This window comes from Microbulbifer maximicatervae (SeqCode), assembly GCF_052468295.1.
In genome coordinates, this window is the sequence record NZ_CP174340.1 from 644,045 (window position 1) to 668,195 (window position 24,151).

Annotated in this window: 20 protein-coding genes; 19 read left to right on the forward strand and 1 reads right to left on the reverse strand. The window is 55.1% G+C overall.

The features are described 5' to 3' along the window. Positions 1–21 precede the first annotated feature (21 nt). The 6 genes from leuB to ACJJIQ_RS03265 all read left to right on the forward strand — a co-directional run bounded on the left by leuB (position 22) and on the right by ACJJIQ_RS03265 (position 8,790). On the forward strand, positions 22–1,080 hold the full coding sequence (gene leuB / locus ACJJIQ_RS03240; protein ID WP_444928216.1) for a 3-isopropylmalate dehydrogenase: 1,059 nt from the start codon (positions 22–24) through the stop codon (positions 1,078–1,080). 69 nt (positions 1,081–1,149) lie between these two features. Next, a complete protein-coding gene (asd, locus tag ACJJIQ_RS03245; protein ID WP_445363685.1) occupies positions 1,150–2,265 on the forward strand; it encodes an aspartate-semialdehyde dehydrogenase in 1,116 nt (371 codons plus the stop codon). A 189-nt stretch (positions 2,266–2,454) separates the two neighbouring features. Further along, positions 2,455–3,450, forward strand: coding sequence for an Asd/ArgC dimerization domain-containing protein (locus tag ACJJIQ_RS03250; protein WP_445363686.1), 996 nt, complete (start codon positions 2,455–2,457; stop codon positions 3,448–3,450). A gap of 197 nt (positions 3,451–3,647) precedes the next feature. Beyond that, entirely contained in the window at positions 3,648–7,031 is a 3,384-nt protein-coding gene (locus ACJJIQ_RS03255) for a motility hub landmark protein FimV (RefSeq protein ID WP_445363687.1), read from the forward strand. A 131-nt stretch (positions 7,032–7,162) separates the two neighbouring features. Beyond that, entirely contained in the window at positions 7,163–8,056 is an 894-nt protein-coding gene (gene truA / locus ACJJIQ_RS03260) for a tRNA pseudouridine(38-40) synthase TruA (protein ID WP_445363688.1), read from the forward strand. Positions 8,057–8,181: 125 nt separating this feature from the next. Next, positions 8,182–8,790, forward strand: a complete 609-nt coding sequence (locus tag ACJJIQ_RS03265; RefSeq protein ID WP_444916533.1) for a phosphoribosylanthranilate isomerase — start codon at positions 8,182–8,184, stop codon at positions 8,788–8,790. Between the two features lie 11 nt (positions 8,791–8,801). Here ACJJIQ_RS03265 and ACJJIQ_RS03270 read toward each other — a convergent pair whose 3' ends face one another. Further along, positions 8,802–8,999 (reverse strand): hypothetical protein, encoded by a 198-nt coding sequence (locus ACJJIQ_RS03270; RefSeq protein ID WP_445363689.1) that lies wholly within the window; start codon positions 8,997–8,999, stop codon positions 8,802–8,804. A gap of 500 nt (positions 9,000–9,499) precedes the next feature. Here ACJJIQ_RS03270 and trpB point away from each other — a divergent pair, with 500 nt between their 5' ends. The 13 genes from trpB (at position 9,500) to ACJJIQ_RS03335 (ending at position 24,147) form a co-directional block, all read left to right on the forward strand. After that, positions 9,500–10,723 carry a tryptophan synthase subunit beta gene (gene trpB, locus ACJJIQ_RS03275; RefSeq protein WP_108732438.1) on the forward strand — a complete coding sequence of 408 codons (1,224 nt, stop codon included), beginning with the start codon at positions 9,500–9,502 and terminating at the stop codon, positions 10,721–10,723. Between the two features lie 92 nt (positions 10,724–10,815). Continuing rightward, positions 10,816–11,625, forward strand: a complete 810-nt coding sequence (gene trpA, locus ACJJIQ_RS03280; protein WP_445363690.1) for a tryptophan synthase subunit alpha — start codon at positions 10,816–10,818, stop codon at positions 11,623–11,625. Between the two features lie 160 nt (positions 11,626–11,785). Further along, positions 11,786–12,640, forward strand: a complete 855-nt coding sequence (gene accD / locus ACJJIQ_RS03285) for an acetyl-CoA carboxylase, carboxyltransferase subunit beta (protein ID WP_282931874.1) — start codon at positions 11,786–11,788, stop codon at positions 12,638–12,640. A gap of 77 nt (positions 12,641–12,717) precedes the next feature. Next, entirely contained in the window at positions 12,718–13,992 is a 1,275-nt protein-coding gene (folC, locus tag ACJJIQ_RS03290) for a bifunctional tetrahydrofolate synthase/dihydrofolate synthase (protein WP_445363691.1), read from the forward strand. Further along, positions 13,973–14,617: an SPOR domain-containing protein gene (locus ACJJIQ_RS03295; RefSeq protein WP_444935390.1), complete on the forward strand. Its 645-nt coding sequence runs from the start codon at positions 13,973–13,975 to the stop codon at positions 14,615–14,617. Before folC ends, ACJJIQ_RS03295 begins: the two co-directional genes overlap by 20 nt. A 241-nt stretch (positions 14,618–14,858) precedes the next feature. Continuing rightward, the gene (locus ACJJIQ_RS03300) at positions 14,859–15,353 is read left to right on the forward strand and encodes a CvpA family protein (RefSeq protein WP_282931877.1); all 495 of its coding nucleotides are present in this window, start codon (positions 14,859–14,861) and stop codon (positions 15,351–15,353) included. Between the two features lie 45 nt (positions 15,354–15,398). After that, positions 15,399–16,886 carry an amidophosphoribosyltransferase gene (purF, locus tag ACJJIQ_RS03305; RefSeq protein WP_282931878.1) on the forward strand — a complete coding sequence of 496 codons (1,488 nt, stop codon included), beginning with the start codon at positions 15,399–15,401 and terminating at the stop codon, positions 16,884–16,886. Positions 16,887–17,071: 185 nt separating this feature from the next. Further along, positions 17,072–18,253, forward strand: coding sequence for an O-succinylhomoserine sulfhydrylase (locus ACJJIQ_RS03310; protein WP_282931879.1), 1,182 nt, complete (start codon positions 17,072–17,074; stop codon positions 18,251–18,253). Between the two features lie 148 nt (positions 18,254–18,401). Then, positions 18,402–19,313, forward strand: a complete 912-nt coding sequence (locus ACJJIQ_RS03315) for an AAA family ATPase (RefSeq protein ID WP_445363692.1) — start codon at positions 18,402–18,404, stop codon at positions 19,311–19,313. Positions 19,314–19,395: 82 nt separating this feature from the next. Continuing rightward, positions 19,396–20,328 (forward strand): DUF58 domain-containing protein, encoded by a 933-nt coding sequence (locus ACJJIQ_RS03320; RefSeq protein ID WP_445363693.1) that lies wholly within the window; start codon positions 19,396–19,398, stop codon positions 20,326–20,328. Then, entirely contained in the window at positions 20,328–22,358 is a 2,031-nt protein-coding gene (locus ACJJIQ_RS03325; RefSeq protein ID WP_445363694.1) for a transglutaminase TgpA family protein, read from the forward strand. Before ACJJIQ_RS03320 ends, ACJJIQ_RS03325 begins: the two co-directional genes overlap by 1 nt. A 24-nt stretch (positions 22,359–22,382) precedes the next feature. Continuing rightward, entirely contained in the window at positions 22,383–23,603 is a 1,221-nt protein-coding gene (locus tag ACJJIQ_RS03330) for an MFS transporter (protein ID WP_445363695.1), read from the forward strand. A 250-nt stretch (positions 23,604–23,853) separates the two neighbouring features. After that, the gene (locus tag ACJJIQ_RS03335) at positions 23,854–24,147 is read left to right on the forward strand and encodes a DUF3175 domain-containing protein (protein WP_445363696.1); all 294 of its coding nucleotides are present in this window, start codon (positions 23,854–23,856) and stop codon (positions 24,145–24,147) included. The last annotated feature ends 4 nt before the right edge of the window (positions 24,148–24,151 follow it).

Here is a 24,151-nt window from a genome sequence, read left to right on the forward strand (position 1 = left end):
ATTCCTGTGACGAAAAAAGTAATGATTCTGCCGGGTGACGGCATTGGTCCGGAAATTGTTGAACAAGCCATGGCGGTGCTGGAAGTTGCATCGGGAAAATTCAATCTGGGGCTCAGTTTTGAGCAGGGCCTGATTGGTGGCTCGTCTATCGATGCCCACGGTGAGCCTCTGACCGACGAAACTCTGAAGGCGGCGGGTGACTGCGATGCGGTGCTGCTCGGTGCGGTAGGTGGCCCCCAGTGGGATACCCTGGAGCGGGAAATTCGCCCGGAAAAAGGCCTGTTAAAAATTCGCAGCGGCCTGGGCCTCTACGCGAATCTGCGCCCGGCAATTCTCTACCCGCAACTGGCCGATGCCTCTTCGCTAAAGCCTGAAGTGGTCGCCGGCTTGGATATTCTGATTGTGCGCGAATTGACCGGCGGCATTTACTTTGGTGAGCCGCGCGGTATCAAGACACTGGAAAATGGTGAGCGCCAAGGCTTTAACACCTACGTGTACAGCGAATCAGAAATTGAACGCATTGCCCGCTCTGCCTTTGAGGCGGCACAAAAGCGCAATGGCAAACTCTGTTCTGTAGACAAAGCCAATGTACTGGAAGTAACAGTGCTCTGGCGCGAGGTGTTGGATCGTCTGGCTCCGGAATACCCCGATGTAGAGCTGTCCCATATGTACGTGGACAACGCGGCGATGCAGTTGGTGCGGGCGCCCAAGCAGTTTGATGTGATGGTAACCGGCAATATGTTCGGCGATATCCTCTCCGATGCTGCCGCCATGCTTACCGGTTCCATTGGTATGTTGCCCTCCGCCTCCTTGAACGAAAGCGGTTTTGGTCTTTACGAGCCGTGCCATGGCTCCGCTCCGGATATTGCTGGCCAGGGTATCGCCAACCCGCTGGCGACTATTTTGTCTGCTGCCATGATGTTGCGTTATTCCCTCGATATGAACGAGGCCGCAGATGCGATTGAAACAGCAGTGAGCAAGGTGTTGGAGCAGGGGTTGCGCACTGCCGATATTTATACCGACGGCTGCCAGAAAGTCTCTACCGCAGAGATGGGTGCTGCCGTTGTAGCCGCACTTTAAGTTTCGATTCCACTATCGCGCCGCTTTCCCGGCGGCGCACTTTGACCACCTCACATACAGGACACCGCAATGCAAAAAATAGGTTTTATCGGCTGGCGCGGCATGGTCGGCTCGGTATTACTGGAGCGCATGCGAGCAGAGGACGACTTTGCCCATATCGCCGAACCGGTTTTTTTCTCAACTTCCAACGCCGGAGGCACGGCGCCGGACATCGGCAGGCCCCTGCCGCCACTGGGCGATGCTTACGATATTGATGCACTGATCCAGCTGGATGCGATTGTCAGCTGTCAGGGTGGCGATTACACCAAGGAAGTTTTTACCCGTTTGCGCGAGGCCGGTTGGCAGGGTTACTGGATTGATGCGGCTTCCAGCCTGCGAATGCAGGACGATGCTGTGATTGTGCTGGACCCGGTTAATCGCGATGTGATTGATCGCGCGATTGATGCCGGACAGAAAAACTTTATCGGTGGCAACTGCACCGTGAGCCTGATGTTGATGGCTCTGGGTGGACTGTTTAAGGCGGGCATGGTCGAGTGGGTTACCGCCATGACTTACCAGGCCGCCAGCGGTGCCGGTGCGCGCAATATGCGCGAGTTGATTGCGCAGATGGGTGCGCTGCGCGATGGTGTGGCAACAGAGCTGGCCGACCCCGCCAGCGCCATTCTGGAGATTGATCGCAAAGTAGCAGCAGATATGCGCTCAGCAGAATTCCCCACTGCAGAATTTGGCGCGCCACTGGCGGGCAGTTTGTTGCCCTGGATCGATACTCAATTGGAGAATGGCCAGAGCCGCGAAGAGTGGAAGGCGCAAGTTGAAGCAAACAAGATTTTACAGACCGAAACCCCGATTCCTGTGGACGGTACTTGCGTACGTATCGGTGCCATGCGCTGTCACAGCCAGGCTTTCACCATAAAATTGAAAAAAGATTTGCCACTTGCCGACATTAAACAATTGTTAAATGGTGCCAACGACTGGGTGAATGTAGTGCCCAACGAGCGTGAGGCTACGGTGCAGAACCTGACGCCAACAGCAGTTACCGGAAAGTTGGATATTCCTGTCGGTCGACTGCGTAAATTGAGCGTTGGTCCAGAGTACTTAAACGCCTTTACTGTAGGGGATCAGCTGCTATGGGGCGCCGCAGAGCCCCTGCGTAGAATCCTGCTGATTTTACTCGGCAAACTGTAACTGGTACGGACCTGAGTAAGTCCTCTACTAAGAGTGGAAATAGGCCACTTTAGTGGAGGACTTTTTGCCAAGCTGTGAACTTCTTCGCGTAAAAAACGGCTACTGTTTGTCATAGCGCCTTTTTCGAATTTTCCCCACGGGTATAATCGCCCCTCATTTTCCCTTTCCAATTCAATGAAGTGATTTGCCATGTCCGAAGCCACCCGCGAACTGGTCATTGTCGGTGTTGATAACGCTGCCTTTGGTCCCCTGCTGGAAGTACTCGAAGAGCGTGAAGTAATTTCCGCCGAGCAGCTGAGTTTGCTGGAGACTGACGAACGGGAAGTAGACCCCCAGGTATTTGCCAATCGCAATATTCCGGTGGAGTCCCTGGAGAAATTTACATTTAACGATAAGCAGGTCGTGATTCTGCTGAGCGCCGGCGATGCCATTGAAGCTGCCATGGCTGCCGCAGAACAAAATGGCGCCTGGATTGTAGACGTGGCCAACAACACCCGTGGCGATGAAAGTGTTGCCCTGGTACACCCAATGTTTAACAGCGGTGAACTCGCTTCTGCCGAGCGCCGCGTTGTTGCGCTGCCAAGTGCCGGCGCCTCCATGGTGGCGGAAGCCCTGGCGCCCCTGAAAGATAAACTGCAAGCGGTAGAGGTACAGCTCAATCAGCCGGTGTCTGCTCTGGGCAAGGCCGCAATTGATGCTATGGCGGCACAAACCGCGCGGATGTTTAGTGGCCAGGACGCAGAAATTGATCCTGAGATTGGCCACCGATTGGCGTTTAACCAGCTCAGTGCCTGCGAGGCTCTGCTCGCCAGTGGCCACACCCTCAGTGAGCTGACTTTGGTTCACGACCTGCGCCGCTTATTTGGAGACGCGGTAGCAGTCGATGCCAGCATCAATACGGTCTCTGTTTTCCACGGTCAGCTAGCTAATTTGGGCGTCGCTTTAACTGAAGATGTCGATCTGGAAAAAGTGCGTGCGCTGCTGGCAAATGGCGCTGGCCTCAAAATGGCGGAGCAGCCCTCGGCAGAAAGTGCGGTGGGCAGTGACGTGACAATCATCGGCCGCTTGCGCCAAAGTCTACTCAACAAGCGACAGTTAAATCTTTGTGCGGTGTCTGACAACCTGCGTAAAGATGTAGCAATAAACTGTGCACAAATTGCCCACTTGTTGCTAAAAAACTACTGATATTTAATACTTAGCGGCCATAGTGAAGGTGTAATCTTAACTTTGGCCTGGCTGAGACTGGCGAAAAATTCGCCATAGTTGGCGGCTGCCTAAACGGCGGCTAATTAGTTGAACGATTACCGTTCAGTAATGGGGATATTCTGAAGGCGCGCTTTTCGGAAACCCTGGGAAGGTTCTAACAATAAAGGGAATCGGATATGCGTGTGCGTAAGTTGGCACTTGCAGTTGGTCTAGTCGGTGCACTGGGAAGCAACGCGGCTCTGGCGCTTGGACTAGGTGAGATCAAGCTCAACTCGACCCTTAACCAGCCTCTCGATGCGGAAATCGGACTGCTGCAGACTCGCGGTTTGGAAGATACCGAAATTAGGGTTCGCCTCGCAGGTCCTGAAGAATTCGAACGCGCTGGTGTCGAGCGCTCTTACCTCCTTACATCTTTAAGTTTTGAAGTGGACTACTCCGGTGGCAAGCCGGTTATTCGCATTTCCAGTCGCGACGCCATTCGCGAACCTTTTTTGAATTTCCTGGTTGAGACTCGCTGGCCCAGTGGCCGTCTACTGCGCGAATATACGCTGCTGATGGACCTGCCGGCGTTTTCCCCAACGGCTGCGCAGCAACCCGTGCGCGCAGCTGAGCGTGAGCGGCAGCAAGTGCGTCGCACTGCCCCAGTTCAACAGCCCCAGCCTCGCACAACACCGGCCCCGGCTGCTCGTCAGGCACCGGCCGAACCAGCCCCAACTGAAAGGGCTGCCCCAGAAACTCGCGAGCCCTCTCGTCCGCAGCCACGTTATACGACTACAGACACCAGTGAAAGCAATAGCCAGGTATATGGCCCGGTAAGTTCCTCCGATACGTTGTGGGAAATCGCGCTGCAAAATCGCGCCAGTCGCGAGTTCTCTGTTCAGCAGACCATGCTGGCGATTCAAAGGCTGAACCCAGAAGCCTTTATTAATGACAATATCAACCTGTTGAAGAAAGGTGCCGTACTGCGCCTGCCCAACACCGAGGATTTGCGCACTCTGACTATGACGGAGGCGATTTCTGAGGTGGCTCAACAGAATGACTCCTGGCGCCAGCGCTCCGAAGTGGAAGTGGCTACTGGCGCACCGCTGGATGCCCGTGCGGTTGAGGAGGAGTCCTATGTCAGCGAAACGGTTGAAGGGCGCGTTAGCCTGGCTGCACCGGGGGACAATGAGTCCGTTACTTCCGGTTCTGGAGTCGGCACTGATGACAGTGAGGCGCTGGAAGGCGATCTCACAGTAGCTGAGGAAGAGCTGGATAAGTCCAAGCTCGAAAACACTGAATTGCGTGAACGTATCGCCGAGCTCGACGAGCAGATCGATACCATGGATACGCTGATTGATGTTTCCAATGAGGAACTGGCTGCGGTGCAGGCCGCCGCGGAGCAGTCAGACGTGTTGCTCGACCCCACTGAGGCGGATGACGTTGAAGTAGAGTCTTTAGATGACAGCCTGACTGTTGAAGACAGCGAAGAGTTTGATGTTGCTGCTGATACGGAAGAAGAAACTGTTGAAGCAGAACCGGCTCCAGCAGAGACGCGTAACCGTGTAGTTGAAGTTCAAACCAAGCCCAAGCCAACCTTTATGGAGCAGCTGGCCGATAACGGAATGCTGATTGGCCTGGGTGGTGCGGGTCTGCTGGCCGCTATATTTGGCCTGTTCACCTGGCGTCGCCGCAAGGCTGAACAAGAGGCGCAGCAGGAACTTGAACAGCAGATGGCTATGGAACAAGAGCCGCTGGATATTCCTGAGAATATTGCCGAACCCGATGAAACTCTCGCTGCAGTTGAGAGCATGGAGGCAGACGATACCTTCGATCTCGGCGATCTCGGCGATGTAGGCACTGATGACCCAATTTCTGAAGCGGAGATTCACCTGTCCCTGGGGCAGTATGAGGAAGCGGAAAGCAAGCTGCTGCTGGGCCTGGAAAAGGACCCGCAGGTAGTCGATGCGCGCCTGATGTTGATGGAAGTTTACGCCCACAACCAGGACGTTGAAAAGTTTGACGATCACTACCGCCAGCTGCTTAGCATCAGCGACGGTCCTGCTGCCGATCGCGCCGCCCGCCTGCGTGAATCCATTGCTGGTGCGCCGGATTTTGAAGCCCCGGCTATGGGTCTTTCCAATGAGTCCTTCGAAGCGGCGCAGCTCGACGATATCGGCGCGGCCCTGGACGATGACTTCACCAGCGCCGAGCCGGGACTGGTTGGTAGCGGTGACGCGCTGGAGCCCGATACCTCTCTCCTCGATGACCTGACTATGGATCTGTCATTGGATCAGGAGAGCTCTGGTTCTGAGCAAGAGCTGTCCCTGGACCTGGAGTTGGATAGCAGCATTGAAGAGCCGTTGCAGGCGAGCGCAGATCAAAGCGAGTCGCTGGATACCGAGTTTAATCTGGATGATTTGGACCTGGACAGTGCTCTCGACGGAGACAGCCAGGAAGTTACTGCTGAAGTATCGGAACCAGAAGTTGAAAACGACTTAAATCTTGATGAACTTGATTTGGGTGAGTTGGACCTGGGTGATCTGGGCTCAAGTAATCAAGAGCCCGCTTTGATTGAAGACGATTTGGGGCTTGAGCTTTCTGATAACACAGAAGAGAGTGTCGATGCTCCAATAGAATTCGATACCTCTGAGTTGGATCTGGATTCCCTCGACCTGGAGCCGGCGGCAGAAGAAAACTCTGAGGCCTCAGTTGAGGCCCAGCTGGAAGAAAAGGCAACTACCAGCGGTGGTTCCGTTCCGGGCCTGGATTTTGAGCTGGATCTTTCCATGATGGAGGAAGAGATTCAGCCCCAGACAGAAGAAGAGACCTCGGTTGAGCTGGATACGGCCTTTGAATTGGATGATGCTCTGGAGCTGGATTCCGTTGACAGCGGTTTGAGCGAGGAAATCTCCCTGACAGAAGGAGTCGCCTCTGCCCGGGAGTCTGCAGAAGAGTTATCTATGGATGACTTCTCTGATGGCGATCTGGAGATGATCGGCGGCGACTTGGATTCCGATCTGGATCTCGACGGTATCGACCTGGATGATATTGCTGCGGATCTCAACGCAACTGAGCAGCCCTCGGCAGAGGTAGCCGCGGCCAGCAGTGAGCCGGCAGCAGATTTATCCCTCGATGCTGACCTGGATACTCTCGATGCGGCAGGTATGGAGCTGGCCGGGGCTAGCGACCTGGACTTCAATGCGGATGCAATCGAAGAGGAGTTCTCCCTGGAGGATGAGCTGGCTCTCATCGATGAATCCACTGAGGGTGATTTGACTCTTGAGCCAGAACCCCTGGTTGAAGCTAAGCCTGAAGCGATAGAGCAGGTTGAGGCGATTGTCGAAAAGCCGTCAGATTCTGACTTTGGTGACCTCGACTTCAACCTGGAAAGCGATCTCAATTCAGAGTTGAGTTTGCTGGAAGGCGGCGATGAGATGGCAACCAAGTTGGAGCTGGCTCAAGCTTATATGGATATGGGTGACGAAGAGGGCGCCAAGGATATCCTCAAAGAGGTCGCCCAGGATGGTGGCGGTGAACACAAAGACCGCGCCGAGGAAATGCTGGAGCGGATGGTGTAAGCTAGCAGCATATTCCGTTTTTGAAAAAACCTCGCACTGGTTGCGAGGTTTTTTTATTTTTACCGGGAAGTTCCCGGCAGTGATTTTTACCCGGCGCAGTCGCAGCGGGGAGAGCAAGTGGTTTTGGTGATATGAGTCAGGTGACGCAGAGGGAATATATTTACAAGCCCAATGGGGAGGTCCCTGAAGGTGAGGGGCTGCCCGAAGGGCTGCGCCGCATGGCCTTGGGCGTTGAATACTGCGGAGCCAAGTTGCACGGTTTCCAGAAGCAGAAGTCTGCATCGGAGACTGTCCAGGCTCATCTGGAGCGGGCTTTATCCACTATTGCAGCGGAGGCTGTGACCCTGGTTTGTGCCGGGCGTACCGATGCGGGCGTTCATGCTACCAATCAGGTCATTCATTTTGATACCCGAGCGCAGCGCCCGGACCGCGCCTGGGTGCAGGGAGTTAATACCAAGTTGCCGGATTCAGTGCGGGTGCGCTGGGCTCGGGAAATGCCGGCGCAGTTCCATGCACGCTTTTCCGCTCACGCACGCAGTTATCGCTACCTGATCCACAGTGCACCAACCCGCTCGGCCCACAGCACCGCTGAGGTAACCTGGACCCAGCACCCACTGGACTTGGAGGCGATGCGTGAGGGAGCCAGCTACTTGATCGGCCGCCACGACTTCACCAGCTACCGCGCCTCTCAGTGTCAGGCCAAGAGCCCGGTGCGTGAAATTACCCGCCTGGATATTGCCCCAGTGGGTCAGCTGATTGCCTTGGAGATTAGTGCTAACGCGTTCCTTCACCATATGGTGCGCAATATCACCGGGGTTTTGATGGCTGTGGGGAGAGGGGAGCGTCCACCAATTTGGGTAAAAGAGGTGCTGGATCAGCGGGACCGCTCCGCTGGAGGTGTTACTGCGCCGCCGTTTGGCTTGTATCTCGTTGATGTGCGCTACCCGGATCATTTCCAGCTTCCCCAATGTGAGCCTGGGCCACTGCTGGTGCCACAGCCTTTGGGTGCTTTGCTTTCCAGTTAGACTGCTGAATTTTTCGAGGCTAAAGCAAATCTGGGAGAGGGCGTGCATTTCGCGCCTTCTGACTATCTGCTAGTATCCGTGGTTCCCTCTTTTGATCGGCCAGCCGGCTGAGTCCAGGTTACACGATGCAAGTAAAAATATGCGGCATCACTTGTATAGAAGATGCCCTGATGGCTGTAGATGCGGGTGCCGACGCGTTGGGCCTGGTATTTTATAAGCCGAGCCCGCGCTATATCGATCTTGATATGGCAGCTAAAGTTGCAGCAGCAGTTCCCCCATTTGTCACCCTGACGGGGTTATTTGTCGATGCGGCACAGAGTGAGGTGGACGCTGTACTGGAATCGGTGCCGCTTAACCTGTTGCAATTCCACGGCGATGAAAGAGCCCGTTTCTGCGAACAATTCCGGCGCCCCTATATCAAAGCGTTGCGGATGAAAGATGACCTCGATGTCAAAGCCGCAATGACTGAGCACCCCAAAGCCCGGGGTTTTCTATTGGATGCTTACAGGCCCGGTATCCCCGGTGGCACCGGAGAGACCTTTGATTGGGACAGGGTTCCCCAGGATAGCAGTCGCCCGATCGTTCTTGCCGGTGGCTTGAATCCCGCGAATGTAACTGCAGCAGTAGAAGCTGCGCGCCCACAAGGGGTGGATGTGAGCGGAGGTGTAGAGCGTCAGCCGGGACGCAAGGATCGAGAAAAAGTTTTTGCGTTTGTCAGCGCGGCGAAGAGATAGATTTAGAGGCGTTACCGGAAGTGCCGCCCGCCGGCTTGGCCGGCGCGAGCCAGTAAATACCAGTAGATCGACGCATCTGCGCCAGTATTTTCTGGCGACGTTTGAATAGTTCGGGAAGAACCTCGGCTAATAGTATTGAGGCGACACAGGGAAGTGCCGCTCGCCGGCTTGGCCGGCGCGAGCCAGTAAATACCAGCAGATCGATGCATCTGCGCCAGTATTTTCTGGCGACGTTTGAATAGTTCAGGAAGAACTACGGCTAATAGTATTGAAGCGGCACAGGGAAGTGCCGCTCGCCGGCCTGGTCGGCGCGAGCCAGTAAATACCAGCAGATCGACGTATCTGCGCCAGTATTTTCTGGCGACGTTTGAATAGTTCAGGGAGAACTACGGCTAATAGTATTGAAGCGGCACAGGGAAGTGCCGCTCGCCGGCTTGGCCGGCGCGAGTCAGCAAATACCAGCAGATCGACGCATCTGCGCCAGTATTTTCTGGCGACGTTTGAATAGTTCAGGGAGAACTACGGCTAATAGTATTGAAGCGGCACAGGGAAGTGCCGCCCGCCGGCCTGGCCGGCGCGAGCCAGCAAATACCAGCAGATCGACGCATCTGCGCCAGTATTTTCTGGCGACGTTTGAATAGTTCAGGAAGAACTATTCAAACAGTAGGTAAACAGAAAGAAAGTTTTAACCCCACGTGACCCACGGAGTATGAGTGTGAGTAAGCCAGGTGCTATCGATTTTTCCACCTTCCCGGATGCGAGCGGACATTTTGGTCCCTACGGCGGTCGCTTTGTATCGGAGACGCTGATCAGCGCATTGGATGAGCTTCAGGCAATGTATAGCCGCCTGAAAGATGATCCGGATTTTGTCGCTGCCTTTGATCACGATCTGGCGCACTACGTAGGCAGGCCATCGCCGCTGTATCTTGCTGAGCGACTGACTGAGCAGGCGGGCGGTGCGCGAATCTGGCTTAAGAGGGAAGACCTGAACCATACCGGTGCGCACAAGGTAAATAACACGGTGGGCCAGGCACTTCTGGCCAAACACAGCGGTAAGACCCGCGTAATTGCCGAAACCGGCGCTGGTCAACACGGTGTGGCTACGGCAACCGTGGCGGCGCGTCTCGGTTTGCAGTGTACGGTTTATATGGGTGCGGAAGACGTTAAGCGCCAATCCCCCAACGTATACCGTATGAAGCTGCTGGGGGCAGAAGTGGTGCCGGTGGAATCCGGTTCCAAGACCCTAAAGGACGCCATGAATGAAGCCATGCGCGATTGGGTAACCAATGTCGATAATACTTTCTACATTATCGGCACTGTGGCTGGTCCGCACCCTTATCCGCAATTGGTGCGCGACTTCAACTCTATTATCGGCCGTGAAGCCCGTCGCCAGAGTCTGGAGCGCTTTGGCCAGTTGCCCGATGCGCTGGTGGCCTGCGTCGGTGGTGGTTCCAATGCGATCGGCCTGTTCCACCCATTCCTGAATGACGCTGAAGTGAAAATGTTTGGTGTCGAAGCCGGCGGTGAAGGCCTGGCTTCCGGTAAGCATGCTGCACCACTGAATGATGGTATTCCCGGTGTCCTGCACGGTAACCGCACCTACCTGATGGAAGATGATGACGGCCAGATTATCGAGACTCACTCGGTTTCTGCGGGGCTCGACTACCCGGGTGTTGGCCCTGAGCACTCTTGGCTGAAAGATATCGGCCGGGTGGAATATGTCACGGCCGATGATGATGAAGCCCTGGATGCCTTCCGCCGTCTCACTCGCACTGAGGGTATTTTGCCGGCATTGGAATCCAGCCATGCAGTCGCGTACGCGCTCAAGTTGGCGGCTTCCATGAGCCCTGAGCAGAATGTCCTGGTGAATCTCTCCGGCCGAGGCGATAAGGATATTTTCACCGTTGCCGCTATCGACGGTATCGAGGTGTAGCAATATCACCGCCCGCCTCTGAGGCGGGCAAAATGGGTGAGGATCAAATAATTGAGCTGGCTTTTTGCCAGGAGTAGCTCAGGGAATAAACTGTGACAGAACAAAATAGAATTGATCGCCGCTTTGCCAAGTTGCGCGATGAGGGCCGCAAGGCGCTGGTAACTTATATTGTCGCTGGCGATGGCGGCTTGGAAAATACTGTGCCGTTGATGCATCAGTTGGTGGCCAGCGGGGCCGATGTTATTGAACTGGGGGTGCCATTTTCCGACCCCATGGCAGAGGGCCCGGTAATTCAGAAAGGGCATGAGCGCGCACTGGCCAATGGGGCTTCGCTGCGCAAATGTTTGGCATTGGTGAAAGAATTTCGTCAGTCGGATAGTGACACCCCGGTAATCCTGATGGGCTATGCCAACCCTATTCAGCGTATGGGTGAATTGGAGTTTGCTGAAGCGGCGTCCACTGCGGGTGTCGATGGTGCCCTGACCGTAGATCTGCCGGCTGAAGAGTCCGGTTCCCTGAATGCCTTTTTGGCGGAGCGCAACCTGCGCAATATCTTCCTGCTAACGCCTACCACCACTGAAGAGCGTATTCGTGAAATTACCGATGTCGCCAGTGGCTTTGTTTACTATGTATCCCTGAAGGGGGTTACCGGAGCAGGCCACCTGGATTTGGATTCAGTGCGTGACAATCTGGACCATATTCGCCAGTTTACCGATCTGCCCCTGTGTGTTGGCTTCGGTATCAAAGATGGTACCTCGGCCCGCCAGGTCAGTGCCCATGGCGACGGTGCTGTGGTCGGTAGCGTGCTGGTGTCGGCAGTAGATGCGGCGGCAGACCTGGAAGCCGCTAAAGCAGCGGTTGGGGCCATTGTCAGCGAGATGCGCGAAGCCCTGGATCGCTAAAAGCAGCTATAGGTCTAAGCACAAAGCTGGCCAGAAAGCCAAAAATAGCGGCTGATCTGGCCGGGTTTGTTGTTCAGCTTAGTGTTTTAATTCCTAGCCTGAAACCCACTGGTCGGTAAAATGTGCCGGCCCAAAGAAAGCCTCCGGATTTGGAAACGAGATGAGCTGGTTAGAAAAAATTGTCCCTGCGGTAATTCGCACAGAGCGTCGCACCGGCAGCAGCAAGGTCCCCGAGGGGGTTTGGAAGAAGTGCGTCAAATGCGATGCGATGCTTTATCGCCCGGAGCTGGAACGCAATCTGGATGTGTGCCCCAAGTGCGATCACCACTTTAGAATCGGCGCCCGTCGCCGCCTGGATATCTTCCTCGACGAGGAAGGTCGTGAAGAGCTGGCCACCGATGTGCAGCCGGTTGATCGCCTGAAGTTTAAAGACGTTAAAAAATATAAAGACCGCTTGGTACAGGCACAAAAGTCCACTGGTGAGAAGGATGCCCTGATCGCCATGCAGGGCAGCCTGAATGGTGCCCCCCTGGTAGCGGTAGCATTTGAGTTCGCTTTCCACGGTGGCTCCATGGGCTATGTGGTCGGTGAGCGCTTTACCCGTGCCGCTCAGCGTGCCTTGGAGCAGCGTATCCCGTTGGTTTGTTTCTCTGCTACCGGTGGTGCCCGGATGCAGGAGGCCCTGATCTCCCTGATGCAGATGGCCAAAACCTCGGCGGTGCTGGAAAAAATGAAGATGGCCGGCGTGCCATATATCTCCATTATGACTGACCCGGTTTACGGTGGTGTTTCCGCATCCCTGGCCCTGCTGGGTGATATCAACGCGGCGGAGCCCGGAGCGCGCGCTGGTTTTGCCGGCCCGAATATTATTGAGCAGACCATTCGCCAGAAATTGCCGAAAGGTTTCCAGCGCAGTGAGTTCCTGCTGGAGCACGGCGCAATTGATATGATTATTCCTCGCAAGGAAATGCGCTCTACAGTGTCCCGCATATTGGGTAAACTGACCGGCAACTGATTTCCATTCCCTTGGGGTAATGCTGTGATCAGCTTAATTTCCGCTGATTGCAGCCCCCATCATCGATGTTTTCAACTATGCCTTCACTGCAAGATTGGCTCTCCCGCCTGGAGCAGCTGCACCCTTCCGAAATTGAATTAGGTCTTGAGCGCGTCGCGTCTGTGGCCGATGCACTGGGTATCCAGAAACCGGCACCGACAGTGATTACTGTGGCGGGCACCAATGGTAAGGGTTCCTGCGTGGCGACTATGGAGGCGCTGCTGTGTAAGGGGGGGCGCTCCGTAGGCGCTTACAGTTCCCCACACCTTCTGCGCTTTAACGAGAGGGTGCGTATCGGGGGTGAAGAGGTTGCCGATAAAGATCTCGTGCTGGCGTTTGAGGCTATCGAGGTTGCTCGCGGTGAGACCAGCCTGACCTATTTTGAATATACCACCCTGGCGGCGCTCTGGTTATTTCAAAAGGTAGGCGTCGAGTTTGCACTTCTGGAAGTTGGCCTGGGTGGACGCCTGGATGCAGTTAACCTGGTGGATGCGGATCTCGCTATTATCACTAGTGTTGCCATTGATCACGAGGACTGGCTTGGCAGTGACCGGGAAATAATCGGCCGTGAGAAAGCCGGTATCCTGCGTGCCGGGGCGCCTTTTGTCTGTGCTGATAGCAATCCCACCCAATCTGTGCTGTCTGCGGCAGAAAAATTGTCCAGTTCCAGTTACTTTATAGGTCAGGATTTCTCTCTTAATTTGGGAGAGGGTAAAAAAGAACTTTACCGCTTTGGTAAGTTGGAACTTGTGATCCCCCCGATCAGCTTGCCGCGCCCAAGTATCGCTGCTGGGATTACCGCGCTGGCTCTGCTCAATGTATTGCCCCAGGGTGGGATAGAATCTGCACTGGCTGAAATTGCCCTGCCCGGGCGCTGTCAGCAGGTTCAATGGCAGGGGCGCAACTTGCTATTGGATGTGGGGCACAATCCGGCAGCGGCCGAACACTTGGCTAAATGGCTTGCAGATCACCCTGTAGATGGTGAGACCCATGCGCTGGTAGCGGCTATGGCCGATAAGGATTTGGTGGGACTCTTCGCGCCTTTGCGGGATGTGGTGGATGCTTGGCACCCCGCAGAGTTACCAGGTAATAGCCGCGCTGCGAGCGGAGAGACCTTGCTGGAAGGTCTGGCCGCAGCAGGTGTTGAGGCAACGAACGCCGATAGCCGCTGTCCAAGCGTCGCCGATGGTTTACAACAGCTGCTGCCGACCATTGGTCCACAAGACAGGTTGCTTGTATTTGGTTCCTTCTTTACTGTGGCTGAGGTTCTGCAGCAGATGCGAGACGAAGGTAATGGAGAATTGCGAGGGTAAACCCTCCCGCCGAGGGCGATTGAACGACGGATTTAAGCAGCGCATTGTCGGTGCGCTGGTGTTAGCTGCGCTTGCCGTTATTTTCTTGCCCAGCCTGTTGGACCGGGAGGCCGCAGGCAATATCAGTGAAACCAGCCAGATTCCGGCGGAGCCGGATATACGCCCTATTGAAATTGCCGAGCCGCAACCGGTAGCGGATGCTATGCCTGCACCGGCGCCGGGTGAGGCTTTCCAGCCGGACCTGCCAGAGAACTTCTCCAACCCGAAGGCTCCAGTAGCTGATGAGGGAGAGGAGCGGTCAGAGATCGCCAAGAGTGATGAGCCGGAGGAAAAACTGGCCGCGCCGAAAAAGGGGGCCTCGCCCCTTGTGGATGCCTATGGCCTGCCTGTGGCCTGGGTGGTTCAAGTGGCTTCCTACCGGGATGAGTCCAATGCGGACAAGCTGCGTTTGCGCCTGATGAACGAGGGCTACAGTGCCTATACTCGGGCAGTGGATACAGACAAGGGTCGCCTGGTGCGGGTCTTTGTTGGGCCAAAGGTCAACAAGGCTGATGCCCATCAGCTGAAAAAAGAACTGGATACCCTTCTGAAAGCCCAGACTCTCGTGCTTCAGTTCAAGGCCTGATCGGGCCTTTGGCTTCAGGTTGCCACCATTTCAGTCCGAGGAGGATGGTGGTAACTCGCTGGCAGACTTCCACTTTGCACTTTTATTCGCAATTAACCGATTGCCACTGCGCCAAACGTCCAGGGAAAGCGGTACTACAAGTAATAAATTCCAATCGGTTGGCCTACGGCTTCACGCGCTTAGTCCCTTCAGTTAGAATGCGCGCTCTTCGCGGCAGCAGCCGCCACGCAGGTAGGATTGAATGAATTGGGCTGACTGGATCATTCTGGCTATTGTGGGTATCTCCACGCTTATCGGCCTTAGTCGAGGTTTCATCAAGGAAACCTTGTCTCTGCTTACCTGGATTGCCGCCTTTATCGTCGCCATGATGTTTCGCGACCAGCTGGCGCCAATGCTATCCAACCTCGTCGACACCCCCTCCCTCCAAATGATTGCAGCTTTTGGCATCCTGTTTATCGGCACCTTACTCGCTGGCGCCGGTCTCAACATGGTGCTTTCTGCCTTTGTTGAGGCAACTGGGCTATCCGGTACAGATAGAGTGCTGGGAATGGCGTTTGGCTTGGTGCGGGGAGCCATTGTCGTGATGGCGCTGTTGATCCTGGCCCCGGCATTGGTGCCGGTGGAACAGGACAGCTGGTGGAGTCAGTCTGTTCTGATTCCCCATTTCCTCGAGTTTGAGGATAGTGCGCGGGAGCTGGCGGGCTCCGTTAAGGAATTCTTCGTAAAGTTGTTTTAAATAGAGCGCCAAAAGCGCTCTTCTCGAGTCAATAGGGTCAAATATATGTGTGGTATCGTCGGTATCGTCGGTAAGAGTGACGTCAATCTGCAGCTCTATGATGGGCTCACTCTGCTACAGCACAGGGGACAGGATGCCGCCGGTATCGTTACCTGTGACGATGATCGCCTGAACCAGCAGAAAGCCAATGGTCTGGTTCGCGACGTATTCCGCGCGCGCCACATGGAGCGTCTGAAAGGCAATTTTGGTATTGGTCACGTCCGCTACCCCACTGCCGGTAGCTCCGGCCCGGCGCTGGCTCAGCCGTTCTACGTGAACTCTCCCTACGGCATCGCCATGGCTCACAACGGCAACCTCACCAATGTGCACGAGGTGGTCGATGAGATCTTCCAGCAGGACCTGCGCCATATCAATACAGATTCTGATTCGGAAGTTTTGCTGAACGTGTTCGCCCACGAGCTGCACAAGTTGCACAAGCTGCAGCCGAAAGCCGAAGATATCTTCAGTGCGATGCGCTCTGTACACAAGCGCGTGCGCGGCGCCTACGCTTGCGTTGCCCTGATTGTCGGTTACGGCATTGTTGCTTTCCGCGATCCCAACGGAATTCGCCCACTGGTTTACGGCAAGCGTGAAACCGAGAAGGGCACCGAATATATGGTGGCTTCCGAGTCCGTGGCTCTGGACGTACTGGGTTACACCTTGGTGCGCGATGTCGCTCCTGGCGAAGCGCTCTATATCGAACTGGATGGCACTGTGCACTCCGAGCAGTGTTCAGATAACCCGTCTTTGACTCCCTGTATTTTTGAGCATGTGTACTTTGCCCGTCCTGACTCCATTATGGATGGCGTATCGGTACACAAGGCGCGTTTGCGTCAGGGTGAGCATCTGGCGGACAAAATTCTCAGCATGCGCCCGGATCACGATATCGACGTGGTTATCCCGATCCCGGATTCTGCCCGCACGGCAGGTCAGACGGTAGCCCACCGCTTGGGGGTGAAATTCCGTGAAGGTATGGTGAAGAACCGCTATATCGGCCGGACCTTTATCATGCCCGGTCAAAAGCAGCGCAAGAAGTCGGTTCGCCAGAAGCTCAACGCCATCGAGCTGGAATTCCGTGGCAAGAATGTGTTGCTGGTAGATGACTCCATTGTGCGCGGTACTACCTGTAAGCAGATTATCCAGATGGCCCGCGATGCCGGTGCTGCCAAAGTGTACTTCGCCAGTGCTGCACCAGCGGTAAAATACCCGAATGTCTACGGTATCGATATGCCCTCCGCCACTGAGCTGGTGGCTCACGGTCGCACCACCGAGGAAATCTGTGAGGAGATTGGCGCAGACTGGTTGATCTACCAGGAGCTGGAAGATCTGGTAGTCAGCTCCAGTGGTGGCAAGCAAAAAATTGATCGCTTTGATTGCTCTGTATTCGACGGCAATTACATCACCGGTGATGTGGACGAGGAATACCTAAACGATCTGCACGCTCAGCGCAATGATACGGCCAAGCGTAAAAAGGCCGACGCCAACGCTTTGTAATTCGTCCTTTGGGGGAATATCTAAATATCCCTCACCTGATTTGGCGGGCGGCAAAAAACCGTTTTTTGTAGCCTGCCAATAGTAAAAAAGCGTAAGCGTCCTTTTCTCGCGGCAGAAGAGGGCGCCAGTTAAGATCGTTTCGGTTAAGATGGCTGCTTCCAAAAATACTGACCAGGAAGCGGTATATGTTTGAAGACGACGGTTACGCTCTGGAAACACTGGCGGTGCGCGCCGGCCAGGTTCGCTCACCGGAAGGAGAGCACTCCGAGGCACTTTACCTCACCTCCAGTTATGTTTTCCCCTCCGCTGCAGAGGCTGCTGCACGCTTCTCTGGCGAAAGCTCCGGCAACGTCTACTCCCGCTATACCAACCCCACAGTGCGTACTTTTGAAGAGCGCATCGCTGCTCTCGAAGGTGGTGAAGCTGCGGTAGCCACTGCTAGCGGCATGGCTGCCATTCTCAGTATTTGTATGGCGTTACTGAAAAGTGGCGACCACGTTATCTGTTCCCGCAGTGTTTTCGGCACAACTACGGCTTTATTTGGCCGCTATATGGAAAAGTTCGGCGTGCGGGTGAGCTATGTTGATTTGACCGATATGGATGCCTGGAAGCAGGCCGTAGATGGTTCCACCAAGCTGCTGTTTATGGAGACGCCTTCCAACCCTCTGTGTGAAGTAGCCGATATCCGCGCGTTGGCACAGGTCGCCCACAGCGCTGGTGCCATGCTGGTGGTCGACAACTGTTTTTGTACCCCGGCACTGCAGCGCCCCCTATCCATGGGCGCTGATATTGTGGTGCACTCCGCAACCAAATTCCTCGACGGCCAGGGCCGGGCCCTGGGCGGTGTTGCTGTTGGTCGCAAGGAAGTAATGGATGAGTTGGTGGTTTTCCTGCGCACTGCCGGACCGAGTATGAGCCCGTTTAATGCCTGGGTATTCCTCAAAGGCCTGGAAACTTTAAAGCTGCGTATGCAGGCGCATTGCACCAATGCACTCGACTTGGCTTGGTGGCTCGATGAGCAGGAGATGGTTGAGAAGGTAAATTACACTGGCTTGCCTAAACACCCCCAACACCGCCTAGCGCGGGAACAGCAAGACGCTTTTGGTGCAGTGCTGAGTTTTACTGTGCGCGGTGGTCGCGAAGCTGCCTGGAAAGTGATCGACAATTGTAAAATCCTCTCCTGCACCGCCAACTTGGGGGATGCAAAAACCACTATTGTGCACCCTGCCACGACAACCCACGGCCGCCTTAGTGATGAAGATAAGGCTCGCGCCGGAATTACCGAAAATTTAATTCGTGTTTCGGTAGGGCTGGAAAATGTTGAGGACCTCAAGCGCGACCTGATGCGTGGATTATCCCAACTATAAGCGCTGGTGTAAGCGCCCAGCTACCTATGATTATTAGCGGACAGTGAAATACTGTCCGCTGCTACCGGTAGCGTTTGCATTTTGTCGCGCCCCTGTCGGTATGCAGAAATAGCCCCCTTTAGAAAAATTGAGCAGTAATGGATTTGCCGTGCAAAAAATAGTTTCCGCCATAGTGTCTGATATCGGCAGCGTTTTATTGGGTAAAGAGCGCCAGGTGAAGTTGGCGCTGGCCTGTTTGTTATCAAAAGGCCACTTGTTAATCGAAGATCTACCGGGTATGGGTAAGACCACCTTGGCCCATGCACTCGCACAGGTGCTGGGGCTAACGTATAAGCGGGTGCAGTTCACCAGCGATATGTTACCGGCAGATATTCTTGGTGTTTCGATATTTGATCGGGAGTCCAGCCAATTTCACTTTCACGAGGGACCTGTGTTTAGCCAGGTGTTATTGGCGGATGAGATTAATCGCTCATCGCCAAAAACCCAGAGTGCGCTGCTAGAGGCCATGGAAGAGCGCCAGGTGAGTGTCGATGGTGAGACCCGCACACTGCCCCAGCCATTTTTTGTGATTGCCACGCAAAACCCGATGCAACAATCGGGCACCTTTGCATTGCCGGAATCCCAACTGGATCGCTTCCTGATGCGTATCAGTCTCGGCTATCCCACCCGGGAGGCGGAGCGGGCTTTGTTTATGGGGGCCGATCCGAGGCAGCAGCTGGCGAAACTAAAACCCAGAATTGATATTGCCACACTCGGAAAAATGCAAAGCCTGGTTGGGCAGGTGAAAACTTCTGACAGTCTGCTGGATTACCTTGAGCGACTGGTTTTGCAAACCCGCCAGAGCCCGGATTGCGCAGTGGGTTTATCACCCCGAGGCGCTTTGGCCCTTTTGCGCGCAGCCAAAGCCTGGGCGTTGATTCACAATCGCGGCCATGTTTTGCCTGAGGATATCCAGGCTGTGTTGCCGGCGGTGGCAGGACACCGATTACAGAGCGATGGCAGCAACGGCGAGCAGTTAGTTGAGCGTCTGATGCGCCAAGTGGATGTGATCGCGGCCTGAATCGATGAGTGTAAGTCACCCCCAGCGTCAGAACCCTTCCCGCAATCCGATATACCTACTGGTGGGGTATTGGCGCAACCTTATGCAGCGCTGGCTTAGTCGCCGGGCACCGCGGGCCCGAGCGATTACCTTGAACCACAGCCGATTATTTATCCTGCCCACGCGCGCAGGCTTAGGTTTCCTAATAGTGGTGGCATTATTGTGGTTGCTGGGCACCAATTATGAAAACAATCTGGTTTTCGCTCTGACATTTTTGTTGGTCAGCATTTTGGCGGTGCTACCACTACACACCTTTGCCAATTTAAGTGGCGTGCACTTGCGCCTTGTGGATACCCGAGCAGCTTTTGCTGGTGATTTTGCCGAGGCGGAAATTAATGTCAGTTGTGAGGGCAAGCGGGAGCGGGAATGGCTCGAGCTGAGTTGGCCACCGGAGCAGGGCAGTCGCGTGGATTTGTGCGAGCAGAAAAGTGCGGATATTTGTATCTCTATGCCGGTAGTAAAACGTGGGCGAGTGCAGGCACCTCGGTTGAGGGTTGAAAGTCGTTTCCCTCTCGGGTTATTTCGCTGCTGGAGCCGCATTGACCTGGATGTTGAATTTTTGGTTTACCCCCGTCCAATTTCTGCGGGTCCTTTACCGCTAGGAGAGACTGTTGCCGAGGGGGAGTTTGGTGAGGTGAAGCGGGGGGGAGATGATTTTGCCGCGCTAAAACCCTATCAAGCGGGTGACTCGTTACGCCATGTAGCCTGGAAGCAATACGCGGCCGGACGCGATCTTTACAGCAAGGACTATGAGCGCAAAACTGACACGCGCTTGTGGCTCGACTGGGGTTTACTCGATGGTAGGGATATAGAGATGCGCCTGAGCAATCTCTGTGACTGGACCCTACAAGCGGAAAAGCAAGGCATTGCATATGGTTTGTGCCTGCCTGGCATTTCAATAGAGCCTTCGCTCGGTCCCGAGCATCAGCAGCAGGTCTTGCAGGCATTGGCCCTGTACCCCGGGCGAGGACAGTGATGATTGCGAATAAGGATTTATTGCCCAGGGAAAGTTTGCTGTGGATTTTTGCTGCCCAGTTTGTCGCCCTTTTGCCGCAATTCACAATGCTGCCACTGTGGGTGGCTTTTGCCTGGGCCTTTGCGGTTTATTGGCGCCTGGAAGTCTTTCGCGGGCGCAGAGATTTACCCGGCCGCGCTCTTAAACTGACAGTGATTCTATTGACGGTGGCGGGACTGGCTCTGTCCTATCGGCGCTTGTTTGCTTTGGAGCCGATGATTGCACTCTTGGCGCTGTCATTCACCCTGAAAAATCTCGAACTGGTCAGCCGCAGGGATGCCTTTGTCAGTCTACTGCTGGCCTACTTCGTAGCCGCCACTCTGTTTGTGCAAGAGCAGACCATTCCCTATGCACTTTACGGTCTACTGAGTGTGTTGGTAATTACTGCAGCCATGGCGGCGCAGCTGGGACACTTTAGTGCGCGCCCGCGCCGGGCTCTGGGGTTATCCCTGCGGTTGGTGGCACAGGCCACGCCGTTAATGGTGTTGTTGTTTTTGGTTATACCTAGGCTGGGGCCCCTTTGGTCTGTGCCGCAGAATACCTCCGCTGGGCGTACTGGTGTCAGTGATTCGATGGCCCCGGGAGACTTTACTGAGCTTTCCAAATCCAGCAAGCCGACCTTGCGTATCTCCTTTGATGGACCTGTCCCCCCGCCTGAGCAGCGCTACTGGAGGGGCTTGGTGTACTCGGAATTTGATGGACGTACCTGGCGCCAGGGCTATGGTGTTGACCCTCGAAATGGCGGGCGAGTGTATTGGAGAAGTGGTGAGCAGGTGCTTCCGCAAGTGGGTCCCCGTTATCGCTACCAGGTTATCCAGGAAGCGAGCCGCAGTCCCTGGCTATTCGCTATGGCAAAACCGGCTTCAGAGAGCGCGGGTGTGGGAGAGACAACGGATGATCGCCTGGTAAAACGGACCCCGGTTTTCAACCGCTTTTCTTACCAAGTAAGTTCCTGGCCGAGAGAAACCCTGTCACTCAGTGCTACTCTCAGCAATGCGGAGCGGCGCAGGAATTTGCAACTTCCCAGTTACGGCAATAGCCGTACTCGTCAGTGGATGGCTTCCCTGCGAGATCAGGGGCTCAGTGCTGAGGCGGTTTCCGCCCAGCTGCTGTCGCACTTCCACAGTGCTTTCACTTATACCCTGAAGCCTCCAGCACTGGGCGGCGATACTATTGATGAGTTTCTTTTCGATAGCCAGCAGGGCTTCTGCGAGCACTTTGCCGGTAGTTATGTGTTTGCTATGCGCGCAGCGGGGATACCGGCGCGAGTAGTGGCTGGTTACCAGGGCGGTGAGTGGGTCAGTGGAGAAGAGTACTTATTGGTGCGAGAGTACGACGCCCATGCCTGGGCAGAAATTTGGCTCGACGGCCAAGGCTGGCAGCGTGTAGACCCCACAGCGGCAGTAGCTCCGGAGCGGGTGCGCGACGGTCTGGAGAGTGCGGCGGGTGAAGAGTTTATGCAGGACTCCCTATTTCCCTTGCACCGTATCGGCATTCTCAGCCAGTTGCGCTTACAGTGGGATATGATCAACTACCGTTGGTATCAAACCGTAGTGAGCTTTGATGCCGATCGACAGCAGAATTTGTTACAGCGGCTATTTGGTGATCTGTCTCCAATGCGTATCGCCCTATTACTGGGGGCGCCGATTCTTGTGCTTTTGTTGGGGATCAGTTTATGGGCGGCCCGCTCCGCAGGAGGACCCAAGTTGGCGCCTGCGGAGAAGCTCTACCAGCGCTTTTGCCGGCGCATGGCCCGCAATGGGGTCCAGCGGCATTCCGGTGAGACTGCAGGATCCTATGCCCGCCGGATTGCCGAGGAAAAACCGGAGGTGTCTGGTTATGCCGCAGCAGTGACAGAGGCTTTTGAGTCTGCCGCCTATGGTGGTGATGGCTCTGGGCTAAGAACACTTCGGAAGCTATCAAGCTGGTATTTCTGGTTGCGGCACTCGGCAAATATGACGCCGCACAAGCGTGAGTTGGCAGGTTATTAATCATTGAGTTATTTCGTATCTAGAATGCCAACCCAATTGCAAAGGTTTCTGTTGGGCTATAGCGGCACCTCCCTGGCAACCGGGTTGCAGGTGATATTGCTGCCCTGGATTGCGCTGACGATCGTGGATCTTCCGGCCCTGCAATTGGGGTGGATTCAGGCATCAGTATTGCTGCCAAACCTGGTATTCCTGTTGTTTGGCGGTGCTTTGGCGGATAGGCGAGACCCGGCTCTGGTGTCGGCTCTAGCCTGTTTGGGCCTGGCGCTTTGTCATACCGCATTGTTGTTGTATTTCACCTTCCATGTCCTGAATTTATCCACCTTGATGGTTTACGGAATTTGCCTGGGGGTGTGCAGCGCTTTTTTACAGCCGGCACGGGATAACTTGGTGCAGCGCAGTGCCCGCAACCGCAAGGGGCAGGCCACTGAGCGGGGCGTGCAAAAAACCGTAACCTGGATGATGTTGGCGCAGTACGGCGGCCAGGCAGTGGGAATGTTGCTAGCGAGTCGATTTGACCAGTGGGGCTTGCAGCACTTGCTGGGTGTACAGATTGCCGTTGTGCTAGTGGCTTCATTATTGCTTTTCTCCTTGCGCCAGCCTCAAGAGCGTCAAAAGGCACCAGAGAAGCGACCCCACACCCTGATTCTGGATGGTCTCAGTCAGGCATGGAAACACCCGGTTTTGCGGGAGCTGACTGCATTGATGGCATTCAATGGCTTTGTGCATATCGGGGTTTTCCTGGTGGTCTTACCGTTACTGGCCGAGGACTACGGTCGCGGTGCCGGTTACTACGCGACCCTGCAGCTGGCATTTATAGCGGGCACGGTGATCGCGACGGTGACTATGTTGAGACGGGGCCAGGGACAGGAGCCAGGGCGGGGAATTTTGATGTGCTTGCTTTACAGCGCTGCACTCTTGATTGCTATCAGCCTGGGGCCAACAAAGTTTGGGTTGATCCTGTTGTGTCTGTGTTGGGGGGCGGTTGCGGCAGCCTCCGCTGGGTTGGGGCGAGGCATCGTGCAATTGCTGGCGCCGGCGGATTATCGCAGTCGCATTATCTCCATTTATCAATTTGCCCTATTTGGCTCTGCGGCGCTGGGAGCCCTGGCAGCGGGTGTTTTGAGTGAGGTTGCAGCGCCTCTGACGACACTATTGTGGGCGGGAATCCTGAGCTTATTGGCATTCGCACTGGTTGCCATGAGTGGGGCTCTACGGCAGGTTAAAATTTCCGATAGCGAGGTTTAGGGAGCCTCTGAATAGCTCCGTGATACCTCTGCAAGCCCCGAAGGGCGGGCCTTGAAGGCCGCATCTGCTGCGTTACAGCTCTTGCAAAGGGCTACGGCCATTCGCGGCGAGCTGCGCCTTACACCTGCACCCTTCAAGACCCGCAGAGGCATTACGGAGTTATTCAGGGGCTCCTTAGGAATCCCGCAACGACCAAATCCGGTTGAGCCACCATATATTTAATAGGGAACTGCGGTTATTGAGGTGGGGTTTGGTATCAGTAAAAAGTGCCAAATGGTCACAGAGAGTCACGACAAACAGCCATGCGCTGGACCTTGAAGCCGGTGTATTTAACCTGGATGATCCAAAAGCGATAGCCAAATCCCTGAAGAGTGCAGCTGAGGCCAGTCAGCAGCGCAAATCAGAGCCTTTCCGTTCAGCCATGTCTATGCTCACTTTTTATATCAATCGTGCGGGTCACCATTTACCTGCGCGCAGGCGCAGAATCCTGGAGGCCGCGAAAAATGAATTGCGTGAGCTTTATGGGCGCCCGCGTCGGCATTGAGCCG